Below are 17,545 nucleotides of genomic sequence, written 5' to 3' on the forward strand. Positions count from 1 at the left end.
AACTTGGACGCAACCTGAGGTTTACACCGTGCCTGATATGAAGCTGTTTGCTGGTAACGCAACACCAGAACTAGCCCAACGCATCGCTGATCGTCTTTATATTTCATTGGGAGATGCAACGGTTAACCGTTTCTCCGATGGTGAAGTATGTGTACAAATTAATGAAAACGTACGTGGTAGCGACGTATTCATTATCCAATCAACTTGTGCACCAACGAACGACAACCTAATGGAACTGGTTGTTATGATCGATGCACTACGCCGCGCTTCAGCTGGCCGTATTACAGCAGTAATTCCATACTTTGGTTATGCTCGCCAAGATCGCCGCGTTCGCTCTGCTCGTGTACCAATCACTGCAAAAGTAGTTGCTGATTTCCTTTCTAATGTGGGTGTTGACCGTGTTCTTACTGTTGACCTACACGCTGAGCAAATCCAAGGCTTCTTCGATGTTCCTGTAGATAACGTATTTGGTAGCCCAGTTCTTCTAGAAGACATGCTAGCCAAAGATCTTCAAGATCCTGTTGTGGTATCACCAGACATCGGTGGTGTTGTCCGTGCTCGTGCTATTGCAAAACTACTTGATGACACAGATATCGCTATCATCGATAAGCGTCGTCCACGTGCAAACGTATCTCAAGTCATGCACCTAATCGGTGACGTTGAAGGTCGTGACTGTATCATCGTTGATGACATGATCGATACAGGCGGTACCCTATGTAAAGCAGCAGAAGCGCTAAAAGAGCGTGGTGCAAAACGTGTATTTGCATACGCTACTCACCCAGTATTTTCAGGTAGTGCACTAGAGAATATCCGTGAATCTGTTATCGATGAAATTATCGTTACAGACTCAATTACGCTAACAAAAGAAATTGAAGCGACGGGTAAAGTATCAGTATTAACACTGTCAGGTATGCTAGCTGAAGCTATTCGTCGCATTAGCAACGAAGAATCAATTTCAGCAATGTTTGAGCACTAATTTGCTCACTCGGTTAGGTTGCCTTAATTTAACCGAATAAGATATTTAACGCCTCGCAATAGCGAGGCGTTTTCTTTTGTCTAGCCAGCAAAAACAGTGACTACGAAGAGCCATATCAATTTTAGTTAATTTAATATAATATATGGCGCGTTTTGAGCCCAACACCCAGTAACTCATTGTCACTATAATTTCAGGTGCCACCCGCTAAGTTACTGGTAAATGACAAGAGAGATAAACGTGAGTAATAATATTCGTTTGCTTGTTGGCCTCGCTAACCCGGGTCAAGAGTACGCCAACACCCGCCATAATGCCGGTGCATGGGTCGTTGAAGAATTAGCGCGCGTCCACAATGTAACCCTTCGCCCTGATCCCAAGTATTTTGGTTTAACAGGAAGAATTACAGCCAATGGACAAGATCTTCGCCTATTGATCCCATCGACTTTTATGAATCTGTCAGGAAAGTCGGTTGCTGCGTTAGCTAACTTCTTCCAAATCAAACCCGAAGAAATTTTAGTTGCTCACGATGAATTAGATTTACCACCCGGTGTTGCGAAATTTAAAAAAGGTGGTGGTCATGGCGGACATAATGGTCTTCGCGATATCATTAGTAAAATGGGCAACAATAAAGATTTCTATCGTCTGAGGATCGCTATCGGTCATCCAGGCGATAAAAACAAAGTCGCAGGCTACGTACTTGGAAAAGCACCTGCTAAAGAGCAAGAATTGATTGATGCTGCAGTAGATGAATCTGTTCGCTGCATTGATATCTTACTTAAAGACGGCTTAACAAAGGCGCAAAATCGCCTACATACATTCAAAGCAGAATAGCCACACATTTTCGCGTACTATTTTGCCGCTATAGATACAGTCATTCGTACTATAGTTGAGTTGTTACACAGAATAATCACCAAAAGGGTTTTAAACCATGGGTTTTAAATGCGGTATCGTAGGTCTACCAAACGTTGGTAAGTCAACTCTATTCAACGCCTTAACAAAAGCAGGCATTGAAGCAGCAAACTTCCCGTTCTGTACTATTGAACCAAACACAGGTGTAGTACCTGTTCCTGATCCACGTATGGATGCATTGGCAGTATTCGTAAATCCAGAACGAATTATGCCAACGACGATGGAGTTTGTTGATATCGCGGGTCTTGTTGCTGGTGCATCTAAAGGTGAAGGTCTAGGTAATAAATTCCTAGCTAACATCCGTGAAACAGATGCTATTGGCCACGTTGTTCGTTGTTTCGAAAACGATAATATTGTCCACGTTGCTGGCCGTATCGATCCGTTAGAAGACATGGATATCATCAACCTTGAGCTTGCGATGGCAGACTTAGATACGTGTGAACGCGCAATCCAGCGTTTAGCTAAACGCGCAAAAGGCGGTGATAACGATGCTAAGTTTGAAATCAAAGTACTAGAGAAGATGCTTCCTCACCTAACTGAAGGTGGCATGCTACGTGCACTTGAGCTGACAAAAGAAGAAAAAGCAGCGATCGATTACCTACACTTCTTAACGCTTAAGCCAACCATGTACATCGCTAATGTTAATGAAGACGGTTTTGAAAATAACCCATTCCTTGACAAAGTTATTGCACGTGCAACTGAAGAAAATGCGGTTGTTGTTCCAGTATGTGCGGCAATGGAATCAGAGATCGCTGAACTGGATGATGAAGATCGTGAAGAGTTCCTTGCCGATATGGGTATCGAAGAACCAGGTCTTAACCGTGTTATCCGTTCAGGTTATCAGCTATTGTCTCTTCAGACTTACTTTACAGCTGGTGTTAAAGAAGTGCGAGCATGGACAATCCCTGTCGGTGCAACAGCACCAAAAGCAGCGGGTGTTATCCACACGGACTTCGAAAAAGGCTTTATTCGTGCAGAAGTTATTGGCTATGACGATTACATCAATTTCGGTGGTGAGTCAGGTGCTAAGGAAGCAGGTAAATGGCGTCTAGAAGGTAAAGAGTACATTGTTAAAGACGGTGATGTTGTTCATTTCCGTTTTAACGTGTAATTTGTAGCTTAGCCGCTAAGTTTACAAATTATATAAGCCAGCTTTATTAGCTGGCTTATTTTCATCTAAATATAAATTTCACTTATTTGTTAGCAATATAAATAACTTGATAGTGTTCACATTTTTTGAAGTTTTAAGCTGACAATCGTAATTTCAGTTTGTCATTCGCACACATCGCCCAAATATGCGCCGAACAAACGAATTTTGACGATATATTTAAAAAAACTATTGACGGTTTTCGCTGGTATGAGCATAATGCGCCCCGTTCCCGACACAGTGATTCGTTAAGAATCAGTGTTAAAAAACGGAAAATGGCTACGTAGCTCAGTTGGTTAGAGCACATCACTCATAATGATGGGGTCACAGGTTCGAATCCCGTCGTAGCCACCATTCAATTTTCACGTTAAAATTGAATATCGGTTCTAGAAACTGATAACATGCGGAAGTGGCGGAATTGGTAGACGCACCAGATTTAGGTTCTGGCGCCGCAAGGTGTGAGAGTTCAAGTCTCTCCTTCCGCACCATTCTCTCAATAGCGTTGAGAGATGCTTTTAAAAAGCACTAGTAGGTCTATCGCCAAGCGGTAAGGCAGCGGCTTTTGATGCCGCCATTCCCTGGTTCGAATCCAGGTAGACCTGCCATTATTTAAGAGTATTGATGAAATTCAGTATTCTATGTTGGCTACGTAGCTCAGTTGGTTAGAGCACATCACTCATAATGATGGGGTCACAGGTTCGAATCCCGTCGTAGCCACCATTTATTCTTTAAATCAGCTTTTTACCAATTACTGATTTAAATTATACAACTAGAGACAACAGTTACTTGTAACTGACAATATGCGGAAGTGGCGGAATTGGTAGACGCACCAGATTTAGGTTCTGGCGCCGCAAGGTGTGAGAGTTCAAGTCTCTCCTTCCGCACCATTATCTCTAGTTTGTGAAAGTCTTGTGTAAGCAAGCGCTGTAGGTCTATCGCCAAGCGGTAAGGCAGCGGCTTTTGATGCCGCCATTCCCTGGTTCGAATCCAGGTAGACCTGCCATTATTTAGATTAATTGTCTCGACGATTAATCATGCGGAAGTGGCGGAATTGGTAGACGCACCAGATTTAGGTTCTGGCGCCGCAAGGTGTGAGAGTTCAAGTCTCTCCTTCCGCACCATTATTCTTTAGATCAGTTTTTACCAATTACTGATTTAAATTATACAACTAGAGAAACAACAGTTATTTATAACTGACAATATGCGGAAGTGGCGGAATTGGTAGACGCACCAGATTTAGGTTCTGGCGCCGCAAGGTGTGAGAGTTCAAGTCTCTCCTTCCGCACCATTCTCTCTAGTTTGTGAAAGTCTTGTGTGAACAAGCGCTGTAGGTCTATCGCCAAGCGGTAAGGCAGCGGCTTTTGATGCCGCCATTCCCTGGTTCGAATCCAGGTAGACCTGCCATTATTTAAGAGTATTGATGAAATTCAGTATTCTGTGTTGGCTACGTAGCTCAGTTGGTTAGAGCACATCACTCATAATGATGGGGTCACAGGTTCGAATCCCGTCGTAGCCACCATTTATTCTTTAAATCAGCTTTTTACCAATTACTGATTTAAATTATACAACTAGAGAAACAACAGTTACTTGTAACTGACAATATGCGGAAGTGGCGGAATTGGTAGACGCACCAGATTTAGGTTCTGGCGCCGCAAGGTGTGAGAGTTCAAGTCTCTCCTTCCGCACCATTCTCTCTAGTTTGTGAAAAGTCTTGTGTAAGCAAGCGCTGTAGGTCTATCGCCAAGCGGTAAGGCAGCGGCTTTTGATGCCGCCATTCCCTGGTTCGAATCCAGGTAGACCTGCCATTATTTAAGAGTATTGATGAATATCAGTATTCTATGTTGGCTACGTAGCTCAGTTGGTTAGAGCACATCACTCATAATGATGGGGTCACAGGTTCGAATCCCGTCGTAGCCACCATTTATTCTTTAAATCAGATTTTTACCAATTACTGATTTGAAAAATACAACTAGAGACACAACAGTTATTCGTAACTGACAAAATGCGGAAGTGGCGGAATTGGTAGACGCACCAGATTTAGGTTCTGGCGCCGCAAGGTGTGAGAGTTCAAGTCTCTCCTTCCGCACCATTCTCTCTAGTTTATGAAAGTCTTGTGTAAACAAGTGCTGTAGGTCTATCGCCAAGCGGTAAGGCAGCGGCTTTTGATGCCGCCATTCCCTGGTTCGAATCCAGGTAGACCTGCCATTATTTAGATTGATTGTCTCGACGATTAATCATGCGGAAGTGGCGGAATTGGTAGACGCACCAGATTTAGGTTCTGGCGCCGCAAGGTGTGAGAGTTCAAGTCTCTCCTTCCGCACCATACACTAGAAACCCACTCTTTGAGTGGGTTTTCTTTTATCTAGCGATATATTATTAGATAAAGAAAAAGCCGATAGATCATGTCTCTCGGCTTTCTGCATTTCGTTATAAAAATAGCAAAATCTTTAACTAAAGACCCATAGCGTATTTCAATACTTGTTTTTTAATACCGCCAGCCTCATCAGCTAAACGAAGTCCTGCATTACGAATAAACTTTAATGGCGTGATGTTATTACTAAATGTCACATAGAAAAAATCCATCCCTGTTTGCATGACAAGGTTATCAGGACGACGACGACGTTGGTATTTATCAAGTACCGAACTTTCCGCCCAAAGCTCTCCTGCCGCTTCTATTTCTTGCAGTAAAACATCAACATCTTTAAAGCCAAGATTCACACCTTGGCCTGCTAATGGATTAATCGTATGAGCAGCATCACCTAATAACACGACATTTGGCTTGTAATAGGTTTGTGCGTGACGACGCGTTAATGGAAAAGAGCCATGATCAATTACACGGAACTCACCAAGCTCTTCAGGGAAAACAGCAGAGATCTCTTTATGCAACTGTTCGGAAGTCATGTGTGTTAGACGTCGAATACGCTCAGGGCTGTCATACCATACTAATGAACCTTGATGTCCTGGCAACGGTAAGAATGAGCGTGGACCTGCTGGTGTAAACTGTTGCCACGTAATATCTTGTTGCGGCAATGCTGTTTCTATATTAATGAGCATGCAGTGTTGACGGTAATCCCACGCAGTAATACCAATACCGGCTTGTTGGCGTACTTGAGAATTAGCACCATCGGCACCAATTAATAATCGACACTGTAGCTGTTGAGTATTTTCTAGCTCAACGATATAGCCATTTTCAATCGATATTGTTGAAACCATTTTTGATGGGCAATATAACGTCAAGTTCTCGATATTGTCGAATTGCTGCCAAAGCGCAAGTTGCAACAGGCGATTTTCAACAATATAGCCTAGTTGATCTAACCCCATGTCATCAGCATTAAAGCGTGTACGACATTCTGGATTTTCCCATGTTTCCAATCGTTTAAAAGGACACAAACGCATGTTGAGCACCTCATTCCATGCGCCTAACCGATCTAATAATGCAACGGAATGAGGAGAAATTGCGGAAACACGTAAATCCATCGGTTGTGTGTTTGCAAAAGGTCGAGGGGCAAAGCCTTCTAATACAGCAACATCTAAACCTAACTTCGCTAAGCCAAGCGCGGTTGCAGCCCCAACCATACCGCCACCCGCAACGATGACATCATACTGCTTCATTATTTACCTACCTATTACGTTCAGGCTCATTATTTGGTTATAATCCAATAAACCATCATAGTAACTCGAATTGTATAAAAAATTTTAATATATAAGGAATGTCACTAAGATAAACATTCTTTTATTGTGCAATCACTTTGATAATCAGGAAACAGTCTTACCATGCTAAAACGTTTTTTTACTAAATTTCTTTTATTTGTACTTTTGTTTCCTATATTTCTCGTGATTATTTTTAAGTTTATTAATCCACCATTTTGGGGATGGGAGATTAGCCGAACACTATTTCCACCTCAAGGTTACCCTGCGCACACTCAACATCAGTGGGTTAATTTAGATGAAATATCAAAAAATATGCAGTTAGCGGTGATTGCTTCAGAAGATCAAACCTTTCCTGAGCATCACGGCATTGACATACAAGCGACACTGTCAGTGTTAAGACACGAAGGTAAAAATGGGCCTGTACGTGGAGCCAGTACGATTAGCCAGCAAGCGGCTAAAAATATGTTTCTATTCCCAATTCACTCATATATTCGTAAAGGTATCGAATTATACTTCTCTTTATTGATGGAAATAGTTTGGGGAAAAGAACGTATTCTTGAAGTTTACCTAAATATTATTGAATTCGGTCCTGGTATTTATGGTGTAGAAGCAGCAAGTGAACACTTTTTCCATATACCTGCCAGCCAACTAAGTATCCAACAGGCTGCACAGCTTGCTGCGGTATTACCAAACCCATATAAGATAAAAGCATCACCAATGAGTAATTACGTCTATCAACGTACTCTATGGATCCGCCGTCAAATGCACCAACTTGGTATGGTAACGCTCGATAAAGTCTATAATGAACAATCACTTTTTAAATCATTCCATCTTTACCCATAGCTTGGAATAAACCCACAATTTATTCAGGGTGGTGATGTTCTGGTCAGAGCGAGTTTAAAGCAGTACAATACGCGGCTTGCTACAGGCGATGACTATCATGTCCCCTGTCAGCCCGTAATCTGAATGTAATGAAATCAACACTACGAGCGAAGAGTTAGAGATGGCGAAGAAACTGCTGATCAAAACCTGGGGCTGCCAGATGAACGAATACGATTCATCAAAAATGGCAGATCTTCTTAATGCAGCTAATGGCTTTGAGTTAACCGATATCCCAGAAGAAGCAGATGTTGTGCTACTTAACACCTGCTCGATCCGTGAGAAGGCACAAGAGAAAGTTTTCCATCAGCTAGGGCGTTGGAAAAAATTAAAAGATAATAAGCCAGATCTTGTGATCGGTGTCGGTGGTTGTGTAGCCACGCAAGAAGGTGACTCGATTCGTAAACGTGCACCGTATGTTGACGTAATCTTTGGTCCGCAAACACTGCACCGTTTGCCAGAGATGATTAAGCGTTCACAATCAAATGAAAAAACCGTTATGGATATCTCCTTCCCTGAAGTTGAGAAATTCGATAGCTTGCCTGAGCCTCGTGCTGAAGGCGCAACAGCATTTGTATCTATTATGGAAGGTTGTTCTAAATACTGTACTTACTGCGTAGTACCTTATACTCGCGGTGAAGAAGTGAGCCGTCCACTAGATGATGTACTGTTTGAAATTGCACAACTTGCAGAACAAGGCGTTCGTGAAGTCAATCTACTTGGACAAAACGTAAATGCTTATCGTGGTCCAATGCACGATGGAGAACTAGCAAGCTTTGCCGAGTTACTGCGTTTAGTCGCTGCGATTGATGGTATTGACCGTATTCGTTACACAACTAGTCATCCTATTGAATTTACTGATGACATTATTGATGTGTACAAAGATACACCAGAATTAGTGAACTACTTACACTTACCAGTACAAAGTGGTTCAGATCGTATTCTGACGATGATGAAACGCCCTCATACGGCAATAGAGTACAAATCTAAGATTCGTAAATTGCGTAAAGTTCGCCCAGATATCACAATGAGCTCAGACTTTATCGTCGCGTTCCCTGGTGAAACGGATCAAGATTTCGAAGATACGATGAAGTTAATTCGTGAAATCGACTTTGATATTAGTTACAGCTTTATCTTCTCTCCACGTCCAGGTACACCAGCAGCTGATTACCCTTGTGATTTGTCTGAAGAAGTGAAGAAAGAACGTTTATACGCACTACAGCAACAGCTAAACAGCCAAGCAATGCGACATGCGCGTCAAATGTTAGGTACAGAACAACGTATCCTTGTTGAAGGTCCTTCACGTAAAAACGTGATGGAACTGCGTGGCCGTACTGAAAACAACCGAATCGTAAACTTTGAAGGTTCTGCTGATTTAATTGGTCAATTCGTCGATGTGAAAATTGTTGATGTATTTACCAACTCCCTACGTGGCGAATTAGTACGTACTGAAGCAGAAATGGATCTACGTGTTGCAATGTCACCATCTGAAATGATGGCAAAAACACGTAAAGAAAATGAATTGGGTGTAGGCGTATTTACACCAGAGTAAACCGTTAGCTCTTGCTCTACATTGGTAGGCATGTACGTTTTACCTGAGTACGTCTCCTGCCCTGAACCTATGGCCGTCATCCTGGCGGCCTTAATGAGAGGCAAACCTTGAGCAAAATAATTACTGTAGAATTTCAACTAGAGCCGGCTGATAACCAACGTTTATCTAGTCTTTGTGGCCCTTTCGACGATAATATCAAACAATTAGAACGTCGATTAGGGGTTGAAATTAATCACCGTAGCAATAACTTTAGCGTAGTTGGAAAAAACTATTCCGTAGAGGCTGCGACAAATATCATCAAAGATCTCTACGTTGATACGGCGCCAGTTCGTAACGTTATTCCTGATATCGAACCAGATCAAATCCACCTTGCGATCAAAGAATCTGGCATATTAGAGCAAACAACAGAATCTTCTATCCCATACGGTAAAGAAATTCACATCAAAACCAAAAAAGGTGTAATTAAACCGCGTACCCCTAACCAAGCGCAATATATTGCCAATATGGTGACGCATGATATAACCTTTGGTATTGGTCCAGCTGGTACAGGTAAAACCTACCTTGCCGTTGCCGCTGCCGTTGATGCATTAGAACGTCAAGAGATCCGACGTATTCTATTAACACGTCCAGCAGTAGAAGCTGGGGAAAAGTTAGGTTTCCTTCCTGGCGATCTAAGCCAAAAAGTCGACCCTTACTTACGTCCTCTCTATGATGCGCTATTTGAAATGTTAGGTTTCGAGCGTGTAGAAAAATTAATTGAACGAAATGTGATTGAAGTTGCCCCATTAGCATATATGCGTGGACGTACCCTTAATGATGCATTTATTATTCTAGATGAAAGCCAAAACACTACAGTGGAGCAGATGAAAATGTTCCTTACTCGTATTGGTTTTAATTCTCGTGCCGTGATCACAGGTGATGTGACGCAAATTGACCTACCTCGTGGTGCACGTTCAGGGCTACGTCATGCTATTGAAGTATTGTCTGAAGTTGATGAGATCAGCTTTAATTTCTTCTTAGCCGATGATGTCGTTCGACATCCTGTGGTAGCACGTATTGTTCAAGCTTACGAAGTATGGGAAAGCGAAGACCAAAAACAACGTAAGCTTGCAGAGCAACGCCGTCGAGCAGAGCAGGAAGCAAAAGAAGCGGCATTAGTTGCCGTCGCTACTGCGGCAAAGATAGAATCAGAAAAGAGTAATTAATGGCTATTTACCTCGATTTACAACACGCCACTGAGAGCCTGGACGGGTTACCGACAGAAGCGGAGTTTCAACAGTGGTTAAATGCAGCCGTTATCCCTTTTCAAGCTGATGCAGAAGTCACGATCCGTTTAGTTGATGAAAAAGAGAGCCATGCACTAAATCTCGAGTACCGTGGTAAAGATCGTCCAACAAATGTGTTATCTTTCCCATTTGAAGCGCCTCCTGGCATGGAATTGGAACTGCTTGGCGATTTAATTATTTGTCGTCAAGTTGTAGAAAAAGAAGCCGTTGAACAAAATAAGCCCCTAAAAGCACACTGGGCACATATGGTTGTACATGGCAGTCTCCATCTGCTAGGTTATGATCATATTGAAGATGAAGAAGCTGAAGAAATGGAAAATTTGGAAACAGAGATCATGCAAAACATGGGATTTGTTGACCCTTATATTTCTGAGAAGCTGTAATCATTTATATCGCGATTCATCCAACGATGAATCGCATTTCCGTGGCATCGTCCACTTAGCTGACAAGCTATTTGCTGAAAGTAAATAATGAACGAAGATAACTCTCCAACATCTGAAGGTCCGAGTAGAAAGTCCTTCTTTGAACGTATTGGCCAACTATTTCAAGGTGATCCACAAAACCGTGAAGAATTGGTTGAAGTTTTTCGAGATTCAGAAGAAAACGATCTAATCGACCATGACACTCGCGATATGCTTGAGGGTGTTATGGAAATTTCTGAAATGCGTGTTCGTGACATCATGATCCCACGTTCGCAAATGATCACGATTGAACGTTCTCAGAAGTTAGAAGATCTGATTGATTTAATTGTTGAAGCCCAACACTCTCGTTACCCAGTTATCAGTGATGATAAAGACCACGTAGAAGGTATCTTACTTGCTAAAGATCTCCTGCGTTATCTGCTTCCTGATAGCGAGCCTTTTGATATGGATAAAGTGCTGCGTCCCGCCGTTGTGGTGCCGGAAAGTAAGCGCGTTGACCGACTATTAAAAGAGTTCCGTGAAGAACGTTACCACATGGCTATTGTGGTTGATGAGTTTGGTGGTGTTTCAGGCGTTATCACCATTGAAGATATTCTTGAACAAATCGTTGGCGAAATTGAAGATGAATTCGATGACGAGGAAGAGCAAGATGTCCGTCAGTTAAGTAAACATACTTTTGCGGTAAAAGCACTGACAACCATTGAAGATTTCAATGAACTATTCCAAACCTCATTCTGTGATGAAGAAGTCGATACTGTCGGCGGACTTGTGATGATGAACTTTGGTCACCTACCAACACGTGGTGAAGTTGTTGAAGTTAATGGTTACTCGTTTAAAGTGACTTCTGCCGATAACCGTCGTGTTATCCAGTTACAAGTAACGGTACCTGACGAAGCATTTCAACCGACTATTACTTCTTAAAGAATGACAAAAAAATCATTATTATCGTGGGGACAGCTGCTTGCAGCTGTACCTGCGGGTGCAATTGCAACACTTTCTTTTGCACCTTATAACTACTGGCTTCTCGCGCCATTATCTCTCATCGCTTTTTTCTTTTTACTCCAACATAAAACAGCCAAACGTTCAGCCCTAATCGGTTTTCTTTACGGTTTAGGTATGTTTGGTACTGGCATCAGCTGGGTACACGTGAGTATAGATAACTTTGGTGGTATGCCAAAGATTGCAAGTGTCTTCTTAATGACACTGCTGATCAGCTACTTAGCACTATACCCTGCGTTATATGGCTATCTCTACAATCGCTTTAATCGTACTCGCCCTTTCCACCAGCTACTGTTAACAGGCCCTGTGATCTGGTTAATTTTAGACTGGATACGTGGTTGGCTATTTACCGGCTTCCCATGGTTATGGATGGGTTACAGCCAAATTGATACTCCCTTGGCTGCTATTGCGCCAATCTTCGGCGTTGAGGGTATTACCCTTGCCTTAGTGCTTATTTCCGGTGCGATTGTTGCTGCGATAACCTACCGTAATTGGAAACCATTACTGATCCCTATTGTCATTATTGGTTTGTCTTTATGGGCAGGAAAAGCACAATGGGTGAAACCTGATCATAAACACAGCGTGTCTGTCGCTTTAATTCAAGGCAATATTCCTCAAGACCAAAAATGGCTACCGAGCCAACGTTGGCCAACCTTGATGAAATATATGGATCTCACCCGTGAAAACTGGGGATCCGACCTTATTATTTGGCCTGAAGCTGCAATCCCTGCACTCGAAGCACATATTCCTGTTTTTTTACAAGGCTTAGATAATGCAGCCCGTGCCCATAACAGTACAGTGATCACCGGTATTCTTGATCAAAAACCTGATGGTCAGTTCTTCAATAATATCTTAACTCTCGGTGTGGATGCTGATGGTCCGTATAACTACGACACAGCAACACGATACAGTAAGCATCACTTACTCCCATTTGGTGAGTTTGTGCCGTTTGGCAATTTATTGCGCCCTATTGCACCGTTGTTTAACTTGCCAATGTCATCATTTAGCCGTGGTGCTTATATACAACCGAATATTCAAGCCCATGGCTATTCAATAGCACCTGCATTATGTTATGAAGTGGCATTTAGTGAGCAAATGCGTGAGAACATAACCAAGCACACGGAAATGCTACTAACGCTTTCTAATGACGCATGGTTTGGTCACTCTATTGGTCCTTTCCAACATATGGAAATAGCCCAAATGCGCGCATTAGAATTGGGGAAACCACTCTTACGTGCAACTAATACAGGTATTACAGCGGTCGTTGATTATAAGGGGATGATCACTAAAAAATTACCTCAGTTTGTCACTGGAGTACTAAAAGCAACGGTGATCCCAACGATAGGTATGACACCTTATACTACCATGGGTAGTTGGCCTTTATATTTCTATAGCTTCTGGGCTTTCGCGTTATCTTGGATCCTTATCCGCCGTCAACGTGGACATTTCCGTGACACAAGGCAATTAGAAACAGAATAAGATACTCAAAAAGGTGAAGCTTTAAACTTCACCTTTTTTTTCAGCTCATGGTATGTTGAGTTGAATAACAAAATAAATATAGAAAGAACACTTAATAATGAGAACCTATGATTCGTAAGGCTTCCCTTGGTACTTACGCAACCCACAAGGATCGGATAATGAAAGCGATACATAAACTATTTGTAACCTTATGTGCCTGTGCCGTAATGCTGAGTTCAACGTCTGTGTTTGCACAAGATAGCGATACAAAAATCGCATTAGATCATTTTTACCAATCACCGCAAACACAACCTTTCTTTAACTCAGCCTATGGCTATGCGGTTTTTCCATCTGTCGGTAAAGGTGGCTTCTGGGTTGGTGGTGCTTATGGTAAGGGCGTTGTCTTTAAAGCGAATAAAGCCACTGGATTTGCAAAACTATTTCAAGTTTCTATTGGCTTACAATTCGGGGGGCAAGCTTACAGCGAGATTCTGTTTTTCCAAGACAAACGTGCTTATGACAATTTCGTCAGCGGCAGCTTTGAGCTAGATGCCCAAGCATCAGCAGTAGCCATAGATGAAGGCGCATCTGCAAAAGCGGGAACCGCGGGTGCCGGTGCTGGCTCTAATGGTAACTATGCAACAAAAAGTTACATCAATGGCGTAGCCATTTTCACCAAAACGAAAGGCGGTGCCATGGTTGAAGCATCACTGGCTGGACAAAAGTTCACTTTCGAGCCGATGACAGAAGCAACGCGAAAAGTAAAAGGTTACGATAACGATGTTCCCCAAGGGCTTCAGCAGCCAGCAAAACAGAAACAGCAAAAACCAGCAGCAACGTTAACTCAACCCCAAGATGATTCTGCTGTTGTGGTTGATACTATCGAGCGCCCTGACGATTTTTAACGCCTAAGCGTCATGACTTATTCTAAAATAAAAAACGCAGCCTATTCGCTGCGTTTTTATTTTTTACATTAATCCCCTATACATACGAAGATTAAGGCTCTAAAGGCTGACGATTAAACTCTACGCAACCGCACTTAATGCATGGCTCAATACGAGTCACATGCGTAATGGTTTGTTGATGACCACATTTTTCACAAACTAAATGTCCAAGTCCAACCAGCTCACCTGCGCGATACACTCCTTTATGTTTAATATCATCCATCACCTCAATCCACTCTAATTGTGTTTTGTCTGTGATCTCAGCAAGGTGTCGCCATACTGTTTCACTTACTAACTTATAGAATGGACTTTCTTTAAACGGTTCAGGGCTATTTTTCACTTCATCACTGAATGTTTTTAAATCACTTTTTAAATATGCTTCGATCAGTGCAAGTTCATCTTTGGTCATATCGCTGGCGGCTTTACCATACAGTTCAGTCGTCTCAATAAACTTCTTAAGCTCGTGTGGGCTATTCTTTAATGTCTCTGTTACTTTTTCTAATAGTGCTTCGTAATGTGCTTTTTGCTGAGTCATGATGTTTCTCCTTAGCCTATATTGACTAAAAGCGTGCTGAAATACCGCCAAATAGAAGATTAAAGGTACCGAATTGCCTTCAGCTATTGTTGACACCTTTACCTTTGGTTATTCTATGTCGATTAATTTTAATGTGTTTATATTAAACTCACAAAATCCCGGATGTCATCGATGCAAGAACAATATCGTCCACAGGACATTGAACAAAAAGTTCAAGAACATTGGGACAACAAAAAAACATTTGTTGTTAGTGAAGACCCTAATAAAGAAAAATTCTATTGTCTGTCCATGTTCCCGTACCCTAGTGGTCGACTGCACATGGGTCACGTGCGTAACTACACTATCGGTGATGTTATCTCTCGCTACCAGCGCTTACAAGGTAAAAATGTAATGCAGCCAATCGGCTGGGATGCATTTGGTCTACCTGCTGAAAATGCGGCAGTAAAAAATAAGACAGCCCCTGCACCATGGACTTACGAAAACATTGAGTACATGAAAAACCAGCTTAAGCTATTAGGCTTTGGTTATGATTGGAACCGTGAATTCGCAACGTGTACGCCAGAGTACTACCGTTGGGAACAAGAGTTTTTCACTAAGCTTTACAATAAAGGCCTAGTTTATAAGAAGACTTCATCTGTTAACTGGTGTCCTAACGACCAAACTGTACTTGCTAACGAGCAGGTTGAAGATGGTTGTTGTTGGCGTTGTGATACACCTGTTGAGCAAAAAGAGATCCCACAATGGTTCATTAAGATCACTGAGTACGCGCAAGAGCTACTTGACGATCTTGACAACCTTGATGGCTGGCCTGAAATGGTTAAAACCATGCAGCGCAACTGGATTGGTCGCTCTGAAGGTGTTGAACTAACATTTAACGTTAAAGGTCAAGACGATCTAGAAGTTTATACTACCCGTCCTGATACCCTTATGGGGGTTACATTTGTCAGCATTGCTGCAGGCCACCCGCTTGCTGCAAAAGCGGCTGAAAATAACCCTGCGCTTGCCGATTTCATTCACGAATGCCGCAATAACAAAGTTGCAGAAGCCGATCTTGCAACGATGGAAAAGAAAGGCATGGATACAGGCTTAACAGCTATCCACCCACTAGATGGTCGTGAAGTACCAGTTTACGTTGCAAACTTTGTACTGATGGATTACGGCACAGGTGCGGTAATGGCAGTACCTGCGCATGATCAGCGTGACTTTGAATTTGCAACAAAATACAACATCGACATCATGGCGGTTATCAAGCCTGAAGATGGTAGCGATGCTGACATTTCTGAGGCGGCATACACAGAAAAAGGTGTACTGTTTAATTCAGGTGAATTCGATGGCCTTAACTTCCAACAAGCGTTCGATGCAATTGCAACGAAACTTGAAGCTGAAGGCAAAGGTAAAAAGACAGTTAACTTCCGTCTACGTGACTGGGGCGTTTCTCGTCAACGTTACTGGGGTGCGCCAATCCCAATGGTCACAACTGAAGATGGCGAAGTTCACCCAGTACCTGCAGATCAACTACCCGTGATCTTGCCTGAAGATGTGGTAATGGATGGCGTAACGAGTCCAATCAAAGCGGATAAAGAGTGGGCAAAAACTACCTTTAACGGTGAACCAGCACTTCGTGAAACAGATACATTCGATACTTTCATGGAATCGTCTTGGTACTACGCGCGTTACTGTTCGCCACAAGCTGACGATATTCTAGATCCAGAAAAAGCGAACTACTGGCTACCTGTTGATCAATACATCGGTGGTATTGAACACGCATGTATGCACCTACTGTACTCTCGCTTCTTCCACAAATTGCTACGTGATGCAGGCTACGTAACGTCTGACGAGCCATTCAAACAATTACTATGTCAAGGCATGGTACTGGCTGACGCATTCTTCTATACCACAGAGAAAGGCGGTAAAGAGTGGGTTGCACCAACAGATGTAACTGTTGAACGTGACGGTAAAGGTCGTATCACGTCTGCTGTTGACTCTCAAGGTCACAACGTTGAACACTCAGGCATGATCAAAATGTCTAAGTCTAAGAACAACGGTATCGACCCTCAAGAAATGGTAGATAAGTACGGTGCTGATACCGTTCGTCTATTCATGATGTTTGCATCACCTGCCGACATGACACTTGAATGGCAAGAATCAGGCGTTGAAGGCGCTAACCGTTTCCTTAAGCGTGTTTGGAAACTCGTACGTGAACATACAGCGAAAGGCGCAGCTGAAGCAGTTGATACAGCAGCACTAACTGCAGATCAAAAAGCACTTCGTCGTGATATTCACAAAACCATTGCAAAAGTAAGTGATGATATTGGTCGTCGTCAGACATTCAACACTGCAATTGCTGCTATCATGGAGCTGATGAATAAGCTGGCTAAAGCCTCTCAAGAATCAGTTCAAGATCGCGCAATTCTTGATGAAGCACTAAAAGCAATTGTTACTATGCTTTACCCTATCACGCCACATATCTGTTTCGAAATGTGGGCGGCACTGGGCGAAACTGATATTGATAATGCGCTATGGCCACAAGCTGACGAAAAAGCATTAGTTGAAGATGAGAAGCTGATCATTGTTCAAGTTAACGGTAAGCTTCGTGCTAAGTTAACAGTTGCAGCAGATACAACAAAAGAACAAGTTGAAGAATTTGGTCTAAACGATGAGAACGTCATTAAGTTCACTGATGGTTTAACGATCCGTAAAGTCATTTACGTACCGGGTAAACTGCTTAACATTGTTGCTAGCTAATTAGGTTATTTTCTCTGTTAGTGCATCTAGCAGAGCGAGTAACCT

13 protein-coding genes and 16 tRNA genes are annotated in these 17,545 nt (G+C 42.5%); 27 read left to right on the forward strand and 2 right to left on the reverse strand.

What is annotated here, in order from left to right:
- Positions 1–28: 28 nt before the first annotated feature.
- The 19 genes from C9J41_RS18485 (at position 29) to C9J41_RS18575 (ending at position 5,352) form a co-directional block, all read left to right on the forward strand.
- On the forward strand, positions 29–976 hold the full coding sequence (locus C9J41_RS18485; protein ID WP_005370023.1) for a ribose-phosphate pyrophosphokinase: 948 nt from the start codon (positions 29–31) through the stop codon (positions 974–976).
- 237 nt (positions 977–1,213) lie between these two features.
- Positions 1,214–1,804 carry an aminoacyl-tRNA hydrolase gene (pth, locus tag C9J41_RS18490; protein WP_045153818.1) on the forward strand — a complete coding sequence of 197 codons (591 nt, stop codon included), beginning with the start codon at positions 1,214–1,216 and terminating at the stop codon, positions 1,802–1,804.
- Positions 1,805–1,901: 97 nt separating this feature from the next.
- Positions 1,902–2,993: a redox-regulated ATPase YchF gene (ychF, locus tag C9J41_RS18495; protein WP_107205381.1), complete on the forward strand. Its 1,092-nt coding sequence runs from the start codon at positions 1,902–1,904 to the stop codon at positions 2,991–2,993.
- A gap of 313 nt (positions 2,994–3,306) precedes the next feature.
- Positions 3,307–3,383, forward strand: a tRNA-Met gene (locus C9J41_RS18500).
- Between the two features lie 49 nt (positions 3,384–3,432).
- Positions 3,433–3,517 (forward strand) — tRNA-Leu (locus C9J41_RS18505).
- 42 nt (positions 3,518–3,559) lie between these two features.
- A tRNA-Gln gene (locus C9J41_RS18510) sits at positions 3,560–3,634 on the forward strand.
- Positions 3,635–3,672: 38 nt separating this feature from the next.
- A tRNA-Met gene (locus C9J41_RS18515) sits at positions 3,673–3,749 on the forward strand.
- A gap of 82 nt (positions 3,750–3,831) precedes the next feature.
- Positions 3,832–3,916 (forward strand) — tRNA-Leu (locus C9J41_RS18520).
- A gap of 41 nt (positions 3,917–3,957) precedes the next feature.
- Positions 3,958–4,032: transfer RNA gene (locus tag C9J41_RS18525), tRNA-Gln, on the forward strand.
- Between the two features lie 33 nt (positions 4,033–4,065).
- A tRNA-Leu gene (locus tag C9J41_RS18530) sits at positions 4,066–4,150 on the forward strand.
- 82 nt (positions 4,151–4,232) lie between these two features.
- Positions 4,233–4,317, forward strand: a tRNA-Leu gene (locus C9J41_RS18535).
- A 41-nt stretch (positions 4,318–4,358) separates the two neighbouring features.
- Positions 4,359–4,433, forward strand: a tRNA-Gln gene (locus C9J41_RS18540).
- A gap of 38 nt (positions 4,434–4,471) precedes the next feature.
- Positions 4,472–4,548: transfer RNA gene (locus C9J41_RS18545), tRNA-Met, on the forward strand.
- Positions 4,549–4,632: 84 nt separating this feature from the next.
- Positions 4,633–4,717, forward strand: a tRNA-Leu gene (locus tag C9J41_RS18550).
- A gap of 42 nt (positions 4,718–4,759) precedes the next feature.
- Positions 4,760–4,834 (forward strand) — tRNA-Gln (locus C9J41_RS18555).
- Positions 4,835–4,872: 38 nt separating this feature from the next.
- Positions 4,873–4,949 (forward strand) — tRNA-Met (locus C9J41_RS18560).
- A gap of 84 nt (positions 4,950–5,033) precedes the next feature.
- Positions 5,034–5,118 (forward strand) — tRNA-Leu (locus C9J41_RS18565).
- A gap of 41 nt (positions 5,119–5,159) precedes the next feature.
- Positions 5,160–5,234: transfer RNA gene (locus tag C9J41_RS18570), tRNA-Gln, on the forward strand.
- A gap of 33 nt (positions 5,235–5,267) precedes the next feature.
- Positions 5,268–5,352 (forward strand) — tRNA-Leu (locus C9J41_RS18575).
- Between the two features lie 128 nt (positions 5,353–5,480).
- On the opposite strand, the gene C9J41_RS18580 is transcribed toward C9J41_RS18575, so the two are convergent.
- Entirely contained in the window at positions 5,481–6,641 is a 1,161-nt protein-coding gene (locus C9J41_RS18580) for a 2-octaprenyl-3-methyl-6-methoxy-1,4-benzoquinol hydroxylase (protein WP_107294882.1), read from the reverse strand.
- Positions 6,642–6,803: 162 nt separating this feature from the next.
- Between C9J41_RS18580 and mtgA the strand changes: the two genes are divergently transcribed.
- The 7 genes from mtgA to C9J41_RS18615 all read left to right on the forward strand — a co-directional run bounded on the left by mtgA (position 6,804) and on the right by C9J41_RS18615 (position 14,181).
- A complete protein-coding gene (gene mtgA / locus C9J41_RS18585) occupies positions 6,804–7,523 on the forward strand; it encodes a monofunctional biosynthetic peptidoglycan transglycosylase (protein ID WP_107205379.1) in 720 nt (239 codons plus the stop codon).
- A gap of 160 nt (positions 7,524–7,683) precedes the next feature.
- Positions 7,684–9,111, forward strand: coding sequence for a tRNA (N6-isopentenyl adenosine(37)-C2)-methylthiotransferase MiaB (gene miaB / locus C9J41_RS18590; protein ID WP_107247683.1), 1,428 nt, complete (start codon positions 7,684–7,686; stop codon positions 9,109–9,111).
- Positions 9,112–9,218: 107 nt separating this feature from the next.
- Positions 9,219–10,316 (forward strand): PhoH family protein, encoded by a 1,098-nt coding sequence (locus C9J41_RS18595; RefSeq protein ID WP_107205377.1) that lies wholly within the window; start codon positions 9,219–9,221, stop codon positions 10,314–10,316.
- Entirely contained in the window at positions 10,316–10,780 is a 465-nt protein-coding gene (ybeY, locus tag C9J41_RS18600; protein ID WP_107205376.1) for an rRNA maturation RNase YbeY, read from the forward strand. The genes C9J41_RS18595 and ybeY overlap by 1 nt, the downstream gene beginning before the upstream one ends.
- Positions 10,781–10,867: 87 nt before the next feature.
- Entirely contained in the window at positions 10,868–11,740 is an 873-nt protein-coding gene (gene corC / locus C9J41_RS18605) for a CNNM family magnesium/cobalt transport protein CorC (RefSeq protein ID WP_107205375.1), read from the forward strand.
- A gap of 3 nt (positions 11,741–11,743) precedes the next feature.
- On the forward strand, positions 11,744–13,297 hold the full coding sequence (lnt, locus tag C9J41_RS18610; RefSeq protein WP_107291343.1) for an apolipoprotein N-acyltransferase: 1,554 nt from the start codon (positions 11,744–11,746) through the stop codon (positions 13,295–13,297).
- A 158-nt stretch (positions 13,298–13,455) separates the two neighbouring features.
- Positions 13,456–14,181, forward strand: coding sequence for a YSC84-related protein (locus C9J41_RS18615; RefSeq protein WP_107205373.1), 726 nt, complete (start codon positions 13,456–13,458; stop codon positions 14,179–14,181).
- 91 nt (positions 14,182–14,272) lie between these two features.
- On the opposite strand, the gene C9J41_RS18620 is transcribed toward C9J41_RS18615, so the two are convergent.
- Positions 14,273–14,755 (reverse strand): zinc ribbon-containing protein, encoded by a 483-nt coding sequence (locus tag C9J41_RS18620; RefSeq protein WP_107205372.1) that lies wholly within the window; start codon positions 14,753–14,755, stop codon positions 14,273–14,275.
- A 171-nt stretch (positions 14,756–14,926) separates the two neighbouring features.
- Between C9J41_RS18620 and leuS the strand changes: the two genes are divergently transcribed.
- The gene (gene leuS / locus C9J41_RS18625; RefSeq protein WP_107294883.1) at positions 14,927–17,500 is read left to right on the forward strand and encodes a leucine--tRNA ligase; all 2,574 of its coding nucleotides are present in this window, start codon (positions 14,927–14,929) and stop codon (positions 17,498–17,500) included.
- Positions 17,501–17,545: the final 45 nt, after the last annotated feature.

The organism is Photobacterium sp. GB-50 (genome assembly GCF_003026755.1).
Lineage (GTDB): Bacteria > Pseudomonadota > Gammaproteobacteria > Enterobacterales > Vibrionaceae > Photobacterium.

What these genes read in the sequence shown, in the direction of transcription:
- mtgA (WP_107205379.1), top strand. Translation starts at nt 6,804, where the DNA reads ATGCTAAAACGTTTTTTTACTAAATTTCTTTTATTTGTACTTTTGTTT.
- C9J41_RS18620 (WP_107205372.1), bottom strand. Translation starts at nt 14,755, where the DNA reads ATGACTCAGCAAAAAGCACATTACGAAGCACTATTAGAAAAAGTAACA.
- corC (WP_107205375.1), top strand. Translation starts at nt 10,868, where the DNA reads ATGAACGAAGATAACTCTCCAACATCTGAAGGTCCGAGTAGAAAGTCC.
- ybeY (WP_107205376.1), top strand. Translation starts at nt 10,316, where the DNA reads ATGGCTATTTACCTCGATTTACAACACGCCACTGAGAGCCTGGACGGG.
- miaB (WP_107247683.1), top strand. Translation starts at nt 7,684, where the DNA reads ATGGCGAAGAAACTGCTGATCAAAACCTGGGGCTGCCAGATGAACGAA.
- ychF (WP_107205381.1), top strand. Translation starts at nt 1,902, where the DNA reads ATGGGTTTTAAATGCGGTATCGTAGGTCTACCAAACGTTGGTAAGTCA.
- C9J41_RS18615 (WP_107205373.1), top strand. Translation starts at nt 13,456, where the DNA reads ATGAAAGCGATACATAAACTATTTGTAACCTTATGTGCCTGTGCCGTA.
- C9J41_RS18580 (WP_107294882.1), bottom strand. Translation starts at nt 6,641, where the DNA reads ATGAAGCAGTATGATGTCATCGTTGCGGGTGGCGGTATGGTTGGGGCT.
- leuS (WP_107294883.1), top strand. Translation starts at nt 14,927, where the DNA reads ATGCAAGAACAATATCGTCCACAGGACATTGAACAAAAAGTTCAAGAA.
- lnt (WP_107291343.1), top strand. Translation starts at nt 11,744, where the DNA reads ATGACAAAAAAATCATTATTATCGTGGGGACAGCTGCTTGCAGCTGTA.